Source organism: Paenibacillus sp. J22P51 (assembly GCF_059692215.1).
The window spans coordinates 760693-774643 of sequence record NZ_JCAUAZ010000001.1 but is presented as its reverse complement, the minus strand read 5'-3'; the positions used below and the strand labels follow the sequence as shown (position 1 = coordinate 774643).

General features: G+C 45.8%; 17 protein-coding genes and 1 riboswitch. Of the genes, 10 read left to right on the top strand and 7 right to left on the bottom strand.

The window, feature by feature from the left end:
- Positions 1 to 99: 99 nt before the first annotated feature.
- From racE to AC58QC_RS02910, 3 genes are all read left to right on the top strand, one after another.
- Positions 100 to 909, top strand: a complete 810-nt coding sequence (racE, locus tag AC58QC_RS02920; protein WP_497413699.1) for a glutamate racemase — start codon at positions 100 to 102, stop codon at positions 907 to 909.
- A 127-nt stretch (positions 910 to 1036) separates the two neighbouring features.
- Complete coding sequence (locus AC58QC_RS02915; protein WP_497413698.1) at positions 1037 to 1912, top strand: M14 family metallopeptidase; 876 nt, start codon at positions 1037 to 1039, stop codon at positions 1910 to 1912.
- A 114-nt stretch (positions 1913 to 2026) separates the two neighbouring features.
- The gene (locus tag AC58QC_RS02910) at positions 2027 to 2239 is read left to right on the top strand and encodes a hypothetical protein (RefSeq protein ID WP_497413697.1); all 213 of its coding nucleotides are present in this window, start codon (positions 2027 to 2029) and stop codon (positions 2237 to 2239) included.
- Between the two features lie 514 nt (positions 2240 to 2753).
- On the opposite strand, the gene AC58QC_RS02905 is transcribed toward AC58QC_RS02910, so the two are convergent.
- Together AC58QC_RS02905 and AC58QC_RS02900 are read right to left on the bottom strand one after the other, a co-directional pair.
- Complete coding sequence (locus AC58QC_RS02905) at positions 2754 to 2933, bottom strand: hypothetical protein (protein ID WP_497413696.1); 180 nt, start codon at positions 2931 to 2933, stop codon at positions 2754 to 2756.
- Positions 2934 to 3196: 263 nt separating this feature from the next.
- Complete coding sequence (locus AC58QC_RS02900; protein ID WP_497413695.1) at positions 3197 to 5443, bottom strand: FAD-dependent oxidoreductase; 2247 nt, start codon at positions 5441 to 5443, stop codon at positions 3197 to 3199.
- A gap of 123 nt (positions 5444 to 5566) precedes the next feature.
- On the opposite strand from AC58QC_RS02900, the gene AC58QC_RS02895 reads away from it, so the two are divergent.
- A complete protein-coding gene (locus tag AC58QC_RS02895) occupies positions 5567 to 6346 on the top strand; it encodes an AraC family transcriptional regulator (protein WP_497413694.1) in 780 nt (259 codons plus the stop codon).
- A gap of 60 nt (positions 6347 to 6406) precedes the next feature.
- Here the strand turns inward: AC58QC_RS02895 and ytvI are convergent, their stop codons facing one another.
- Genes ytvI through AC58QC_RS02880 form a run of 3 tightly spaced genes read right to left on the bottom strand, consistent with a single transcriptional unit; the run spans position 6407 to position 8682 of the window.
- Positions 6407 to 7519, bottom strand: coding sequence for a sporulation integral membrane protein YtvI (ytvI, locus tag AC58QC_RS02890; RefSeq protein ID WP_497413693.1), 1113 nt, complete (start codon positions 7517 to 7519; stop codon positions 6407 to 6409).
- A gap of 19 nt (positions 7520 to 7538) precedes the next feature.
- Complete coding sequence (gene map, locus AC58QC_RS02885; protein ID WP_497413692.1) at positions 7539 to 8285, bottom strand: type I methionyl aminopeptidase; 747 nt, start codon at positions 8283 to 8285, stop codon at positions 7539 to 7541.
- Between the two features lie 37 nt (positions 8286 to 8322).
- The gene (locus AC58QC_RS02880) at positions 8323 to 8682 is read right to left on the bottom strand and encodes a winged helix-turn-helix transcriptional regulator (RefSeq protein ID WP_497413691.1); all 360 of its coding nucleotides are present in this window, start codon (positions 8680 to 8682) and stop codon (positions 8323 to 8325) included.
- Between the two features lie 215 nt (positions 8683 to 8897).
- Here AC58QC_RS02880 and AC58QC_RS02875 point away from each other — a divergent pair, with 215 nt between their 5' ends.
- Both AC58QC_RS02875 and AC58QC_RS02870 read left to right on the top strand, forming a co-directional pair.
- The gene (locus AC58QC_RS02875) at positions 8898 to 9200 is read left to right on the top strand and encodes an iron-sulfur cluster assembly accessory protein (RefSeq protein WP_497413690.1); all 303 of its coding nucleotides are present in this window, start codon (positions 8898 to 8900) and stop codon (positions 9198 to 9200) included.
- Positions 9200 to 9421: a YuzB family protein gene (locus tag AC58QC_RS02870; RefSeq protein ID WP_171633994.1), complete on the top strand. Its 222-nt coding sequence runs from the start codon at positions 9200 to 9202 to the stop codon at positions 9419 to 9421. The genes AC58QC_RS02875 and AC58QC_RS02870 overlap by 1 nt, the downstream gene beginning before the upstream one ends.
- Positions 9422 to 9478: 57 nt before the next feature.
- Here the strand turns inward: AC58QC_RS02870 and AC58QC_RS02865 are convergent, their stop codons facing one another.
- Both AC58QC_RS02865 and AC58QC_RS02860 read right to left on the bottom strand, forming a co-directional pair.
- Entirely contained in the window at positions 9479 to 9973 is a 495-nt protein-coding gene (locus AC58QC_RS02865; RefSeq protein ID WP_497413689.1) for a glutathione peroxidase, read from the bottom strand.
- A gap of 70 nt (positions 9974 to 10043) precedes the next feature.
- The gene (locus AC58QC_RS02860; RefSeq protein WP_497413688.1) at positions 10044 to 10934 is read right to left on the bottom strand and encodes a TIGR01777 family oxidoreductase; all 891 of its coding nucleotides are present in this window, start codon (positions 10932 to 10934) and stop codon (positions 10044 to 10046) included.
- 192 nt (positions 10935 to 11126) lie between these two features.
- Here AC58QC_RS02860 and AC58QC_RS02855 point away from each other — a divergent pair, with 192 nt between their 5' ends.
- From AC58QC_RS02855 to gloA2, 4 genes are all read left to right on the top strand, one after another.
- Positions 11127 to 12350, top strand: coding sequence for an MDR family MFS transporter (locus AC58QC_RS02855; RefSeq protein WP_497413687.1), 1224 nt, complete (start codon positions 11127 to 11129; stop codon positions 12348 to 12350).
- 116 nt (positions 12351 to 12466) lie between these two features.
- Positions 12467 to 12559: riboswitch (cyclic di-GMP riboswitch) on the top strand.
- A gap of 111 nt (positions 12560 to 12670) precedes the next feature.
- Positions 12671 to 12976 (top strand): hypothetical protein, encoded by a 306-nt coding sequence (locus tag AC58QC_RS02850; RefSeq protein ID WP_497413686.1) that lies wholly within the window; start codon positions 12671 to 12673, stop codon positions 12974 to 12976.
- 139 nt (positions 12977 to 13115) lie between these two features.
- Complete coding sequence (locus AC58QC_RS02845) at positions 13116 to 13295, top strand: hypothetical protein (protein WP_497413685.1); 180 nt, start codon at positions 13116 to 13118, stop codon at positions 13293 to 13295.
- Positions 13296 to 13364: 69 nt separating this feature from the next.
- Entirely contained in the window at positions 13365 to 13760 is a 396-nt protein-coding gene (gene gloA2, locus AC58QC_RS02840) for an SMU1112c/YaeR family gloxylase I-like metalloprotein (RefSeq protein ID WP_497413684.1), read from the top strand.
- Positions 13761 to 13951: the final 191 nt, after the last annotated feature.

Genomic DNA, 13951 nt, shown 5'->3' with positions numbered 1-13951 from the left:
CTAAAACTGTGTGGTACTCTTGGTACCTTTAAGCTTGGCCGCACATATCCTAACCATGTGGTTTATGAATTCATCAACCGGCAAAGGAAGCGGATATGTGTGCAGCAAGCGATAGCCGTACTGGACTCCGGAGTCGGAGGATTAACTGTTGTAAAAGAAATTATGAGACAGCTGCCGCATGAGAAAGTCATCTATTTTGGAGATACGGCAAGGAGTCCATACGGACCCCGACCTGCGAATGAAGTGCGTCACTTTACTCGTCAAATCGTAGATTACCTACTTCAATTTAATCCCAAAATGATTGTGATTGCCTGTAATACGGCCACTGCTGTCGCGATAGAAGACATTCGTGCTCGTGTCTCAATTCCTGTTGTAGGTGTGATTTCACCGGGGGCTAGAGCAGCAATCAAAACGACTCGAAGCGGTATGATCGGTGTCATAGGCACTGATGGGACCATACGCAGTCAAGCCTATGAAACGGCGTTGAAGCAGATTTCGCCGGACATCCATGTCTATAGTGAGGCTTGTCCGTTACTAGCTCCATTTGTGGAGAGAGGACTTTTTAGTAGTGATAGTGCGCATACCGTTGTGGAAAAATCCTTGAGTCCATTAAAAGGGAAGCCTATCGATTGCTTAATCTTGGGCTGTACCCATTATCCTTTTCTCATGGAATCTATTTCTAAGGTCATGGGTCCGGCAGTAACTTTGATTTCTTCGGCAGAAGAGACGGCCAGAGATATTAGTACGATCCTGTTTCAGAGAGGGATGGAATCCATATCCCAAGAAATGCCCGTTCATCAGTTTTTCTGCAGCGGCGCGCCTACGATATTCCGGCAGATTGCCGAGAACTGGCTCAAGGAATATATTTCCTTTATGCCTGTTGTGTGGCAGGTACCGACTATTATCTAAGCGATTCAAATAGACCCGTTTGGGTCTATTTTTATTTCCCTTGCTGTAGCCGAGATACCGCATGATTCCCGCAACCTAATCATAAGATTAGCCATACGAAAGAAGTAAATGGCTGTGAGGTGGTCTTGTGTTAGGGTATGGGTATGAGACATTGGGGAACGAGCTGAATCGTTTAGGCAAAATATATCCCTTTTTGCAAATCGCTTGTATCGGCGAAAGTGTGATGGGAAGGGACATACTTGCGCTTCGAATCGGTCACGGCTCGAAGGAAATCCATTTCAATGCGGCTATGCATGCGAACGAGTGGATAACTGCACCGCTGCTGATGCAATTTGTTGAAGATCTAGCATGCTCCTATGCCAGAGGGACGGCTTGGCAGGGTCGCAATATAAGGCGTATTTTATCGGAGTACTCGCTGTGGGTCGTGCCCATGGTCAATCCGGACGGTGTAGAGCTTGTGCTGCACGGGCTGCCTGAAGAGCATCCTCATCGAGAAGCTTTAGTGGCATGGAATCAAGGTTCATTGTCTTTTTTGAACTGGAAGGCGAATATACGAGGAGTGGATCTCAATGATCAATTCCCTGCACATTGGGAAGAAGAAAAGTTGAGAAGAGAGCAGGAGGGACCTGGCGAGCGCGATTATGGCGGAGAAGCGCCGTTATCTGAACCGGAAGCCGTGGCGCTAGCTCAATTTACCGAGAGCCACGACTTCGAGCTCGTCGTTGCTCTACATACACAAGGTAGAGAAATTTATTGGAATTATCGAGACTATGAGCCTGCTGAATCCGAAGCACTTGCAGAGCGCTTGGCCTTAGCCAGCGATTACGCGGCGGTGAAACTTTCGGGTAGTGATGCGGGGTACAAGGATTGGTTTATTCAGCAATTTCGGAGACCTGGCTTTACCGTCGAGGTTGGGTTAGGCGTAAATCCGCTGCCCGTAGAAACGTTTGCTTCCCTTTATGAGGAAGTAGTTCCTATTCTTTTGACAGCCTTGGAATTGTAAAAAGGGATCGTAGAGATCTTAAGACAAGTTACGCCAACTTGCATGTGCTCGCCACGAACCGATTAGCCCAGACTTCATATACTGAAGTAAGGAAGCTGTTGGGGAGGCGTGAATATGGCACCACCTAAAGGTAAAGGCAAGGTTGTTAAGAAGAAAAAGGAACTTTCGTCCCGTGCGCAATACACCATGAGAATGGTCGAATCGGCCACGTGTGCGGTGTGCAAAACACCTTGCGCAAGGGGAATGCGCTATTTAGAAATGATGTCTAAGCCTGGCGCAGTGGGAAGAGGAGTTCCGTGTATATTGACCCGTAGGAAAATCAATTAAATAGGACCCGAAGTTCCGCTCCCATTTTGAGGGGGCGGACTTTTTGTTCGCAGCTCATAAGGCCCGAAAAGGGCCTTAAGGAGGAGCCAGAGCATCTTTGCGCAGCTTTAACGCCCCAAAAGGGCGTTAAAGCCAAAGAATTCAGCTCTGGCAGGCAAAAGATCAGCTCATAAGGCCCGAAAAGGGCCTTAAGGAGGAGCCAGAGCATCTTTGCGCAGCTTTAACGCCCCAGAAGGGCGTTAAAACCAAAGAACGCAGCTCTGGCAGGCAAATGATCAACTCATAAGGCCCAAAAAGGGCCTTAAGGAGGAGCCAGAGCATCTTTGCGCAGCTTTAACGCCCCAAAAGGGCGTTAAAACCAAAGAACGCAGCTCTGGCAGGCAAATGTGTAGACGCAACGCTCCAAATGAGTATCACGCGAGATCGGCCCCTCAATAGTTACCTCGCTCGATCCACCAGGACACAAAATAAAAAGCCCCGCGAGCTTAACTCGCAGGGCCAATATGTGTATGAATTAATGGTGAGGTGTGAGCAATTTATCTGCTAAGGATTGTTTAAGCTTCTTGATTGCGTCTGTTTCCAATTTGTGGTTTTGATTGAATTTCGTGCCTGTCAGTGCAAGCGCTTCCTTTACCGTCATTTCAACACGAATCAATTCTTCACCATGCGGAATTTGTACGAAATTGTTGGACATTTTCATCACTCCTATGTCAGCTTTTAAAAGCGGAAACCTTGATTCTACGCACTTTTAATATAACACACCATGTAAGGTTAAGCAAGGGGAATCGGCACCTATTTTTCAAATAATTAGGGGGGGCATGTCCTAGCTTCTATTTACTTTGACAAGCAGTCAAAAGGGGATAGACAGCAAGTTTTTTTCCATACTAGCAAGAGCAAAAAGAACCGATTAACCACGAATGACGTGGCCGTATCGGTTCTCTCCATATACGTACAATTTTAACGATAACAACGTAACTCTACGATCTCAGCACGCCCTGAGCCATTCGTTGATTCAACTACAACACGCAGACGGTTCGTTAATACGCTGCTGTTTAACACATGAACATGATGCCGTGTATGATTGTTCAGCACCTCAGCAATCGTTGACCACGCTTCACCAACCCAAGCTTGCAATGTATAATCTTTGACTAATTCAGGAATGATCTCGAATTCGGTACGATGGTGATGCAAATTAATTAGATCCTCGTTTACATCATCATTGAACGTCACATGCACTTGCCCAATGCTCTGAACCTCAGACCAGCTGGCTTCTAGCCATTCCTCAGTACCACTGTCTCCAACGGAAGACCACAGATGCGGACTGCCATAAGGCCGTTTGTATCCATCTCCTGCTTTCTCAGCCGCATAGGCGGAAGTAGGAGAGAGGAGTCGGAAGCAAATTGGCTTCCGAAGGAAGTTTTTTGGACTCCAGTCAATCACCGGCTGATGATGGTACATATCCCCGAAATCTACGGTATCCGCTGAAGCCGCATCATGCTTAAATGATAGCACGCCAGATTGCGGACGATCCGACAGATGAACGGACAAAGCAGGGTTGCTTCTAAGAATGATGAAAGCATTCTGTGCATGCTCAGGCTCCCATTTCAATGAAGCCGTGACCCATTGCTCAGCTCCCTCACCTACAGGCACTACAACAGACGTTACAAGCGTATGAGGAACGTAGTTCTGAGGCTTACCTGTGTGCCAAAGCTCGACAGTAAGCTCTGTAGCGGCACTGGCATCCAATAATAGCTCTATGCCATCAATAAACGGATCTACAGGCACTAGAAGCGCTACATGCGTCTTCAAAGGGTAAACACCAGCCGACTGCTCCAAAGCAAGCTCTGTCAGCGTGCTGGAGGCCGTCAAAGCCGCGCTGCGCACGAGATCAGCCTCGTCTCTATTTGCCACGCCGAGAATCGACGCATCCTGCCGCAACAGCGTCTGCTGCAGCTCGCTCAAGTGCTGGCTATGCAGCTCCCGCGGCGAGATCCCTTTCGCTGCGCAAAGCGCGGCGCCTGTACCTGCGGCTTCGCCAATGACCGCACATGTCGCCATGACACGTGTCGTACCGAAAGCAACGTGGGACGCGCTGATATTGCGTCCACCCATGAGCATATTCGACACATTGGTCGAATAGAGGGAACGGAATGGAATATGGTAGGAACCATCCATATGCATATGTTTGGAGCCTTTGGCAGTCGCATACATGCCTTGCGGCGGATGCAAATCAATCGACCAACCGCCGAAGGCGACGCGGTCCTCGAACAGCTCCTGCGCAATCACATCATTTTGATTCAGCACGTAATCCCCGACGAAACGGCGATACTCCCTTTTCCCTGGAATCGACCCAATCCATTCCAAGGTTAAATTGGCGCTGTCAAATTTCCCAGAGTTTTTGATATAGTCCCAAATCCCATAGATAACCGAAGAAAGCTCATCACGAATTCGCTCATTATCATGAACAGTGTCATGCTCGCCACCCCATTCAATCCACCAGTATGAGCAGCCATTATCGCCACTGCGAATGACTCGCTTCATAGGAATCGACGTTTGTGTGATATCTTTAGCGAAGCTTGGCGCTATATATTTGACTGGGCGGCCAGCATCCTTGGTGTAGAAGAGAAGCGTGCTTCCCAGCGTGATATCATCCGAGACAAGAGGCGCCCATTCCTCGTTAAATTCCTCATGAGCTTCGCGACCGATACGGAACTTAGCACCAGCAAGAAAGCCCACTAGACCATCCCCCGTACAATCGAGGAAAACACGACTCTCAAAACGAATTCGTCGTTCAGAGCCCATCATCCAGCCTGTAACCGCATGAATGGTACGATTATCGTCATCACCTGACGCATCGACCTCGTGCACATCGGTGTTCAGGAATAACGTAATATTCGGCTCGGCTTTTACCTTCTCAAGTACAACCAAATCCCAAATATATGGATTGCCATCGATATTCCGATATTGATTCTCTACGAAAAGTTCTCCCATGATGCCGGTTTCTCGGGCATTGCGATGGACACCATGTGAAGTGGCGCCGCACACCCATACACGTATTTCACTGCTTGCATTTCCGCCAAGTACAGGGCGATTTTGGACAAGTGAGACAGTTTGACCCAATCGTGCTGCAGCGACAGCTGCACATACACCAGCCAAGCCTCCGCCAACGACAGTAATATCGGATGTCACGATTTCATGTTTCATTTATGAGCACCTCACTAGGAATGGAATATCTCTGTTTTCATCGTATAATAGCTGATATCCATTTAACATACAGTGAGTTACAATGAGCATACACTTTATTTCAAATATTTTGGAGGTGAAACAATGACGTATCGCGATCCTGCCTTGAAGCTTTTATCTCATGTGTATTGGCATCAGAAGAAAGAGTTTATGTTCGAGCGAGATGACTATGCTTGCTGGACTTTGTTTGCTGTTGAAGAGGGCAGCTTCTTCTATGAAATCGGGGAGGAGAAAGGAGAGGCGAGATTCGGAGATCTTGTCCTATGCCCCCCGCGTCTCGGGTTTCGAAGAAAAACGCTGGAGCCGCTTACCTTTCACTTTATACAGTTTATTGGGGAGCCCCATATCGAACACGATGTTAACTGGCAGGGAAAGCTGTCGTTACTAGATCTACCGCGCCTTTCATCCAATTATCGCTACTTGCGAACCTTGCAAGGTTGGGATGAAGAGAGCACCCAGCATAAGCTGCATCTTGTGAATGATCTAATGCGCATGGTGTACATGGACCAAAATATCCGAGACAGACTCTCGCCCACTGTCATAGATGAGAAGATGGAGCAAGCACGAAACTATCTGACGGATCATGCTTTTGGCCAGCTTTCCATGTTGAAATTGGCCAAGTCACTTGGCGTGACACCTGTTCAATTTACCCGCAGGTTTCGTAAAGCCTTTACCCAAACGCCAACGGAGTTTATTAACGACCTGCGTCTTACACGAGCTAGACATCTATTAGAAACCACGACTTTAACTTTGGATGTGATTGCGTTACAATGCGGGTATGAGAATGGCTTCTATTTGAGCCGCGTGTTTACTCACAAAATCGGCAAGGCCCCTTCCATTTATCGCAGCATGTATCGGGTATAGCATAGCAAAAGCCCCCGCTCTTGATAGAAGAGTGGGGGCTCTGTTCTTTACATAATTCAGCTATTTGCCGGTATACGGCAGCTTTCCTTCGGTATATTCGTTCTCAGGCTTACGAATCCAGCGCTGTAAATATCCTTGTGTATGTAAGGCCTTAATTAGAATGATCAGAACCGGCGACAGGATAACCCCTGCAACACCAAAGAGTGAAAGGGAAACGATCATGAATGCTAAGGTTGTAAAAGCCGATACACCCAATGATTCACCTGTGATTTTGGGCTCCATAATTTGTCTAACAAGAATAACAACAAGGAGCAGTGCACTTAGCCAAATCGCTAGTGTCGTATTGCCAACGATGAACAAGTAGATAATCCACGGTATGAATAAGGTGGAAACACCGAGCAATGGCAGGACATCGAAGATCGCAGATAGAAGCGCGATAGAGAATGCATTGTTCACATTTAGTACAAGCAAAGCAATAAAAACAACGATGAAGGTCAATGTGATGAGCTTGGCCTGTGCTTTTATGTAAGAAACAATACCCTTAACGACATTTTCTTTTAAGAAAAAGAAAGCTGATTTAAAGGTATTTGGCGTTTGTTCACTTGCGATCCGTTTCCAAGATTCAATTTCGATGCTTAAGAAGTATGCGAGAATGATGCCGACGATGAAATTGAACATGAACGTGGAGAAAGAGGTCAGGGAAGCGACCAATCCAGATAAAAAGGCAACAAGGAAGGTAGAAGCTTTTCCGGCAAATTGTCCAGCATAATCTTTCGCTTTGCCCGTTACATCATCAGGTAAAGCTTGGAAGCGATCATTCAGCTCAGCTATTCGATTAATGATCTGGTCATTAAATACCGCAGCATAATCATCGATTTTATCAACAAGACTCATGATCTGACTTGTGAAAATGACGACGGCCCCTGCTAATGCCCCAAGAATGATTAGGACGAACACCAAGGTTGATATCGCGGAAGCTAATGATTTGCTCATCCCTTTGCGATTCAAGAAGCGGGCCAGAGGCTCGATCATCATGAAAATAATCAAGGCCAGAAAGATTGGCGTGGCGATAGCGTACAAATAACTGAATAACAGCATGAATAAGTAGACGGTTAATGCGATGAGCCCAATGTCAAATACCGTTCGCCAATATTTCTTGTAAAAAGAAAGCATCCCTGTTCCTCCAGAAAAGTTATTGTTCAGTTAGAATAATCGGTCCATTGCTTGTAATCGCAATCGTATGCTCGTACTGTGCAGATAAGCTGCCATCGTACGTTCTAGCTGTCCATCCATCCTGGTCTACTTTGGAATGATACTTACCGACATTGAGCATCGGTTCAATGGTGAATACCATGCCTTCCTTAATGCGCGGCCCTTTGCCAGCAGGTCCATAGTGAGGCACTTGCGGTTCCTCGTGCATCTCGGATCCAATACCATGACCAATGAAATCTCTAACAACGGAGAAGCCTTGAGATTCCGCATAGACTTGAATAGCGTGAGAAACATCTCCGATTCGGTTACCGATTACGGCCTTTTCAATCCCTTTATAAAGGGATTCCTTCGTAACTTGGAGCAGCTTTTCAGCGACGGGAGAAATGTTGCCGACCGCGTATGACCAAGCGGAATCGGCTAACCAGCCATCGATGCGAACAACCATATCTATCGTCACAATGTCACCATCATTCAAAGGCTCCTTCTTCGGGAAGCCATGGCAAATGACGTCATTAACCGATGCACAGGTTGCATACGGGTAGCCATGATAACCTTTCTGCTCTGGAGTTGCACCATGTTTAGCCAAAAAGCCTTCAACGAATTGATCGATTTCCCATGAAGTAATGCCTGGGCGAATCATTTTTGCAATTTCTTTATGGCAATCGGCAAGGATACGGCCTGCTTTCCCCATGGCTTCAATTTGTTCTTTTGTTTTGATTGTAATCATCAAGTTCCTCTCCTCTACAAGTATCCCTAATTAGTCATTATGTCCATTTTGCTGACCAAAGCTTCATCTCTTTTATAATTTGATGCAAATCCTGCCCTTTTGGTGTCAACGTATACTCGACGGTAACAGGAACGGTTGGGAATGCCATGCGCTCCAGAACCCCATGCTCTTCAAGATGGCGCAAAATATCCGTGAGGGATTTCGGACTAATACCCGTAATTTGACGCTGCAGTTCGCCGAAACGCTTCGTTCCACAGAACAATTCACGAAGGACTAGAAATGCCCATTTACCGCCAATGACCTCCAGTGTTCTTTCCACCGAACATTCGATTTCTTTAGGGATTTTGGGAATATAATTGCTGAGCGGAGTTATTTTTTCATTTTCAAGAGTTGACACGAGATCGCTTCCTTTCATCAAAATCGAGTAGGATACTTACTTTTAGGTTAGTAAGTTAACATTTTGTAATAAGGGATGATTAGTCATACTACTATGTATTTTAAAGTTCCTTATGGAATTTGGCAATAGAATGGCAGGTTTAGGACAAGGTTGATTTCGTGCCGTAGATTCTTTACAATAGAATTAAAATTTATTGTTTCAGGAGATGTGTACATATGAAAGTCAAAATTTCACGCAATGCAGCAAAAGTACTTCAATTGGAGCTTAATAAAGAAGAAAACAAAGATTTGTTGGTTCGTGTACAAGTGACACACAAGCATGGTGACCATGCTCACTATGGTTTGGGTCTTGACGATAAAACGGCAAATGATGTTGTAATTAGTACTGACAAAGGAATTGATGTTTTGTTAGATCAAACAGAGCCGCTTCTAGACGGTATTCGTATTGACTACTTCTACACACCAGAAGAAGGCTTCATGATTACGAATCCAAGCAAGGGGAACCACGGAGACCACTAATGCGGAATGATATTCGCATTTGTGATAAATGCAAACACATGAAGGTGAAATCGGCGCTTGCCAAAATAAGTGCCATTGCACCGGACACCGAAGTCAAGGTTGCGTGCAAATCGTATTGCGGTCCATGTTCACGGTTCGCATTTATATTTATTAATGGCCGTTATATTACAGGCGCAACGGAAGACGAAGCCATCGACAAAGCCAAGAAATATGTGAAATAACCAAAAAGCATCCGTCCAATTGGACAGGATGCTTTTTTTCACCTTGGAAAGCCAAAATTAAGCGTGAACTGGGGAGTGCTCTAGTAGTTTTTGGATCTGACGTTCAATTTTGCGCGGCGACGTAGTTGGGGAGTAGCGTTTGATCACATTGCCGTCTTGATCCACGAGGAACTTGGTGAAATTCCACTTAATGCCTGAACCGAATAGACCAGATGCCTTGCTCTTCAAATATCGGTATAGCGGATGAGCATCCGCGCCATTCACGTCGATCTTGGAGAACAGCGGGAAGTTGACTCCGAAATTAATCTGACATGCCTGTTCAACCTGTGCGTCATCACCAGGCTCCTGATCCTTGAATTGGTTGCATGGGAAGCCAAGAACGCTGAAACCTTGATCTTTATAGGTGTCATGAAGTTCTTGCAGTCCTTTGAATTGAGGCGCAAATCCGCATTTCGTTGCTGTATTGACAATGAGCAGGACTTGGTTTTTGTACGAGGCAAGGGATTTATCTTCACCGCGAATCGTCTTCACTTGAAACTGATGTATGCTCATAAGGTCACAACCCTTTAATGTTATTATTTTACACAATTTAATTTTACACAATTTTAATTCAAAAAGGAAGCTATTTTTTCAACAGATTGCCAAGTGCGCCTGCAAGCAAAGGAAAGCGCCATTCAAATCCATGCCGCTGCAGTACGCGAGGAATCACCTTCTGACCTTCTAGAAGCAGAACAGACAGCTCACCGAAAATAAGCTTCATCATGAAAGCGGGAACGGGGAATAGATTCGGTCTTCGCATAACCGTCGCAATCGCGCGTCCGAAATCTTTATTCGTGACAGGATGTGGTGCGGTGGCATTTACGGGACCTGAAATGGTATCATTTTGAACGCAAAAGTCGATCAACCTCACCATATCTTCGATGTGAATCCACGAAAGCCATTGCCTGCCACTCCCGACTGTTCCGCCTACACCAAGCTTATAGGGGAGCGCCATCTTGGGGAATGCGCCTTCTTTATTATCCAAAACAAGTCCAACCCGAACCTTCACGACACGTGTGCCTTGGATAAGATCAGCAGCTTCCTCCCACTGCTTGACGACAGAAGCTAAGAAGTCTGTATTACGATAGGGACTCTCCTCATCAAAGGTTTCCGTTTCTGAAATACCGTAATACGACATGCCAGAAGCATTCACAACAACCCTAGGCTTAGAGTCTAGCTTCGCAACAAGCTTGGCTACACGCTCTGCTGCCTGTAGTCGGGATTGAACAATCCGCTTCTTGGCCGCGGCTGTCCAGCGTTGACTGATAGATTCACCAGCCAAATTCACAATGGCATCAACACCTTTAAGGAGCTCCGTATTTCGCTCTAACTCGTCCCATGTTATCGTTCTGACACCTGGTACCTGCTTCGAGGATGAGCGTGATATATTTATGAGTTCATGTCCTTGTCCCATCCAGAAAGCAATTAAACGTTTTCCAATAAAGCCGCTGCCGCCTGTGATCGCTATTTTCATTGCAAGCACCTCCATATCGCCATTATAAAACCTTCACCCAATAAATACCATCTGAGCGCAGGGATAGTTAATAAGGGAAAGTTCCCAGTTCGAAATTACGACACGTTTCCTCCATTTCGTGTATAATTGGAATTCGGTGTCTATTAATTAACCATAGGGTAATTCGTTTATCTGCGAGAGGAGTCATCGACTATGAATCGTATACGTTATTTTTTACAATCCTATCATCCTATCGTACATACGCTACTCTTAGGTACGGTCATGGCTCGGGCAGCGTCCTCCATGAGTTTACCTTTCCTAGCGATCTATTTGGCTAAGCACTCGAACATGAGCCCAGGGCTCATTGGGATCGTCATTGGCATGGGGGCTCTAGCTGGTACATTCGGCGGGTTTGTCGGAGGCACCTTGTCAGACCGTTTTGGACGTCGCGTAATTATGCTCGCGGCACTCTTCGGGTGGGGATTCGTATTCCTCGGCTTCGGAGTAGTGAAGTTACCCGTCCTATTTATGCTGCTTAATATGTTGAATGGACTTTGCCGCTCGTTCTATGAGCCTGTGTCGCAAGCCTTAATGGCAGATCTAACAGAGCTGTCCAAGAGGCGTCAGGTATTTTCACTTCGGTACATGGCGATTAACGTGGGTGTAGCTGTAGGACCCTTGCTGGGAGCATTTTTTGCTACGATGAACGGAGCCCTGCCATTCCTGCTAACCGGGATTATTTATTTAATCTATGGAGTGACACTCTACGCTCTTCTCATTAAGTTCGGCATTAAAAAAATCGAAGGCGAGAAGAAAGCGATCGTTACTTTCCGTTCGGCATGGGACGTTATTCGTAAGGATATGACCTTCCGTTTGTACATTATCGGTGGAATTATCGGAGCTATCGGATATTCTCAAGTTATGGTGACTTTGTCACAGTATCTTCAGAGGGATTTTGCCGACGGGGGCAAAATGTTTGCGATTCTCATGAGCGCCAATGCCATTGTCGTCATCGCCATGCAGATTCCGCTGGGGAAATGGGCGGAGAAGTATTCACCATTAACAGCCATTGTTGTTGGAAATTTGATGTTTGCATTAGGGGATATTGGCTTCGCTTTCTCGCACTCGCTTATATGGCTCATTATTTCGATGGGGATCTTCACGTTCGGTGAAATTCTGAATTATCCTGCAGCGAATATGCTGATTGATAAGCTGGCGCCTGAACAAATGCGAGGATCCTATTACGGTGCTCAAACGTTAACGAACATTGGTCACTTTATGGGACCGTGGATTGGCGGCTTTTTGCTAGTCTCCTATGGGGGTACTACGTTGTTCCTCATCATCGCCATTTTATCGTTAGTTGGATCTATTTTCTATTGGAAAGGCACAAAACGTCAAAATATGGTGAAAATTTCGTCGAAAATGCAAACTTTTTGATGGATTTCGTAAAAATAGTTCCTCCGCACTATTCGATTTCAAATCATCATCCCTTATTCTTGAGAGTATAGGATATACCGTTTAATCATCAACAACTACACAGATCCTGCACGTCATCTCGACAAAGGCAAAGCTGGCGAAAGCCAGTGACGCAAAGCTACAGGGGCTTACTTCTCCTGCAAAGGACAAGCAGCCAGCCAGCCGCCGAACGATTGGGAAATTCACTTTAGAACCCCTCTAGTCGGTTCACTACAGTGGGGTTTTTTCTCTGTCATAGCGAAACAAAATTGAACAAATTGCACTAAGGAGGCCCTAGCGGCATGAAATCGGACAATCAATTGAATGAGGAACAGAAAGCAACTTCATTATGCGGCAACCATGTTGCACGTTTGGTGCCATCCACGGATGGTCCTAAGCTCATGATAAACCGTGAAGAATATGCACTAAACGAAGCGTGTTGGGATGTCGAAATGTTTCACGGAAGAAACAATAGTATTCTCATTTTCTACTGGAAAGGCGAAGTTAAGCTTTCTGTGAAAATGCCCCCAATGGCACAAATCGAAGGCTTTTTAACAAGACTTTTCCAATGTTTATCATCCAAATTGAGAGCGGTTCAACCTATCTAGGTGAATTGCTCTTTTTTTTACCTTCGGAAATAATTAAAAGGCCTTGGTTAGTGATTTTCTCATTGCTGCCAATCGACACTATCTGACATAATATCTCCATCTTTAGTTCTTTAGGGCTATATATAGGGAGATGCATAGCATGAGATTGATCACACGTTCTGATTTCTATGGCAATCGTACAGCACAAACGAACATTGGCGATCTTATGCTCCAAAATGGTGGAGGCGGGCACCACGCCGCAGGAACTTGCCAAGTGGAATATGCGCAAGCGGATGAAGTTCTAAACAAAATTGTTGAAACGATGCAAGCAGCAGGATAAAATAAGAAGATAAGCCGCAGGATGGGAGCAGCCCAGCATGCGGTTTTTCTTTGTAGGAGGTGTCATCGAATGGAACTAAAGCAGATTCATCACGTTGCGATTATTTGTTCGAATTACGAGCGTTCTAAGCATTTCTATGTTGATTTACTTGGACTCACTGTCATTCAGGAAACGTATCGCACCGAAAGAGACTCGTATAAATTGGATTTGCGCATTGGTCAAACGGATCAAGAAATTGAATTGTTTTCATTTCCGAATCCGCCATTACGTGTCAATCAGCCTGAAGCGCGTGGCTTACGTCATTTGGCCTTTGTTGTTGCTGACATGGAGCAAAGTGTACAAGAACTAGAAAGTAAGGGTATCGTGGTTGAGCCCGTGCGAATTGATCCAATCACGGGAAATCGTTACACGTTTTTCGCCGATCCCGATGAGTTGCCGTTGGAGTTGGTGGAAATTGTGGAATAATGGCCGGTTCCAGCGGACAGAAGAGGAACCCAAGCTAGCTATGGCCAAAGGGTGCCTCTGGAGCGTTCTACTGTCTATTCCCTTGTGGGCGCTGTTAATTTATGTAATTTGGAAACAATAAATCCCTCAAAGTGCTCGGTCTGACTGCGAATGAACGGCAGAGAGATGAGTGGTACTTATGAGGGATTTTG

What these genes read in the sequence shown, in the direction of transcription:
- AC58QC_RS02910 (WP_497413697.1), top strand. Translation starts at nt 2,027, where the DNA reads ATGGCACCACCTAAAGGTAAAGGCAAGGTTGTTAAGAAGAAAAAGGAA.
- AC58QC_RS02905 (WP_497413696.1), bottom strand. Translation starts at nt 2,933, where the DNA reads ATGTCCAACAATTTCGTACAAATTCCGCATGGTGAAGAATTGATTCGT.
- AC58QC_RS02900 (WP_497413695.1), bottom strand. Translation starts at nt 5,443, where the DNA reads ATGAAACATGAAATCGTGACATCCGATATTACTGTCGTTGGCGGAGGC.
- AC58QC_RS02895 (WP_497413694.1), top strand. Translation starts at nt 5,567, where the DNA reads ATGACGTATCGCGATCCTGCCTTGAAGCTTTTATCTCATGTGTATTGG.
- ytvI (WP_497413693.1), bottom strand. Translation starts at nt 7,519, where the DNA reads ATGCTTTCTTTTTACAAGAAATATTGGCGAACGGTATTTGACATTGGG.
- map (WP_497413692.1), bottom strand. Translation starts at nt 8,285, where the DNA reads ATGATTACAATCAAAACAAAAGAACAAATTGAAGCCATGGGGAAAGCA.
- AC58QC_RS02875 (WP_497413690.1), top strand. Translation starts at nt 8,898, where the DNA reads ATGAAAGTCAAAATTTCACGCAATGCAGCAAAAGTACTTCAATTGGAG.
- AC58QC_RS02870 (WP_171633994.1), top strand. Translation starts at nt 9,200, where the DNA reads ATGCGGAATGATATTCGCATTTGTGATAAATGCAAACACATGAAGGTG.
- AC58QC_RS02865 (WP_497413689.1), bottom strand. Translation starts at nt 9,973, where the DNA reads ATGAGCATACATCAGTTTCAAGTGAAGACGATTCGCGGTGAAGATAAA.
- AC58QC_RS02860 (WP_497413688.1), bottom strand. Translation starts at nt 10,934, where the DNA reads ATGAAAATAGCGATCACAGGCGGCAGCGGCTTTATTGGAAAACGTTTA.
- AC58QC_RS02855 (WP_497413687.1), top strand. Translation starts at nt 11,127, where the DNA reads ATGAATCGTATACGTTATTTTTTACAATCCTATCATCCTATCGTACAT.
- AC58QC_RS02850 (WP_497413686.1), top strand. Translation starts at nt 12,671, where the DNA reads ATGAAATCGGACAATCAATTGAATGAGGAACAGAAAGCAACTTCATTA.
- AC58QC_RS02845 (WP_497413685.1), top strand. Translation starts at nt 13,116, where the DNA reads ATGAGATTGATCACACGTTCTGATTTCTATGGCAATCGTACAGCACAA.
- gloA2 (WP_497413684.1), top strand. Translation starts at nt 13,365, where the DNA reads ATGGAACTAAAGCAGATTCATCACGTTGCGATTATTTGTTCGAATTAC.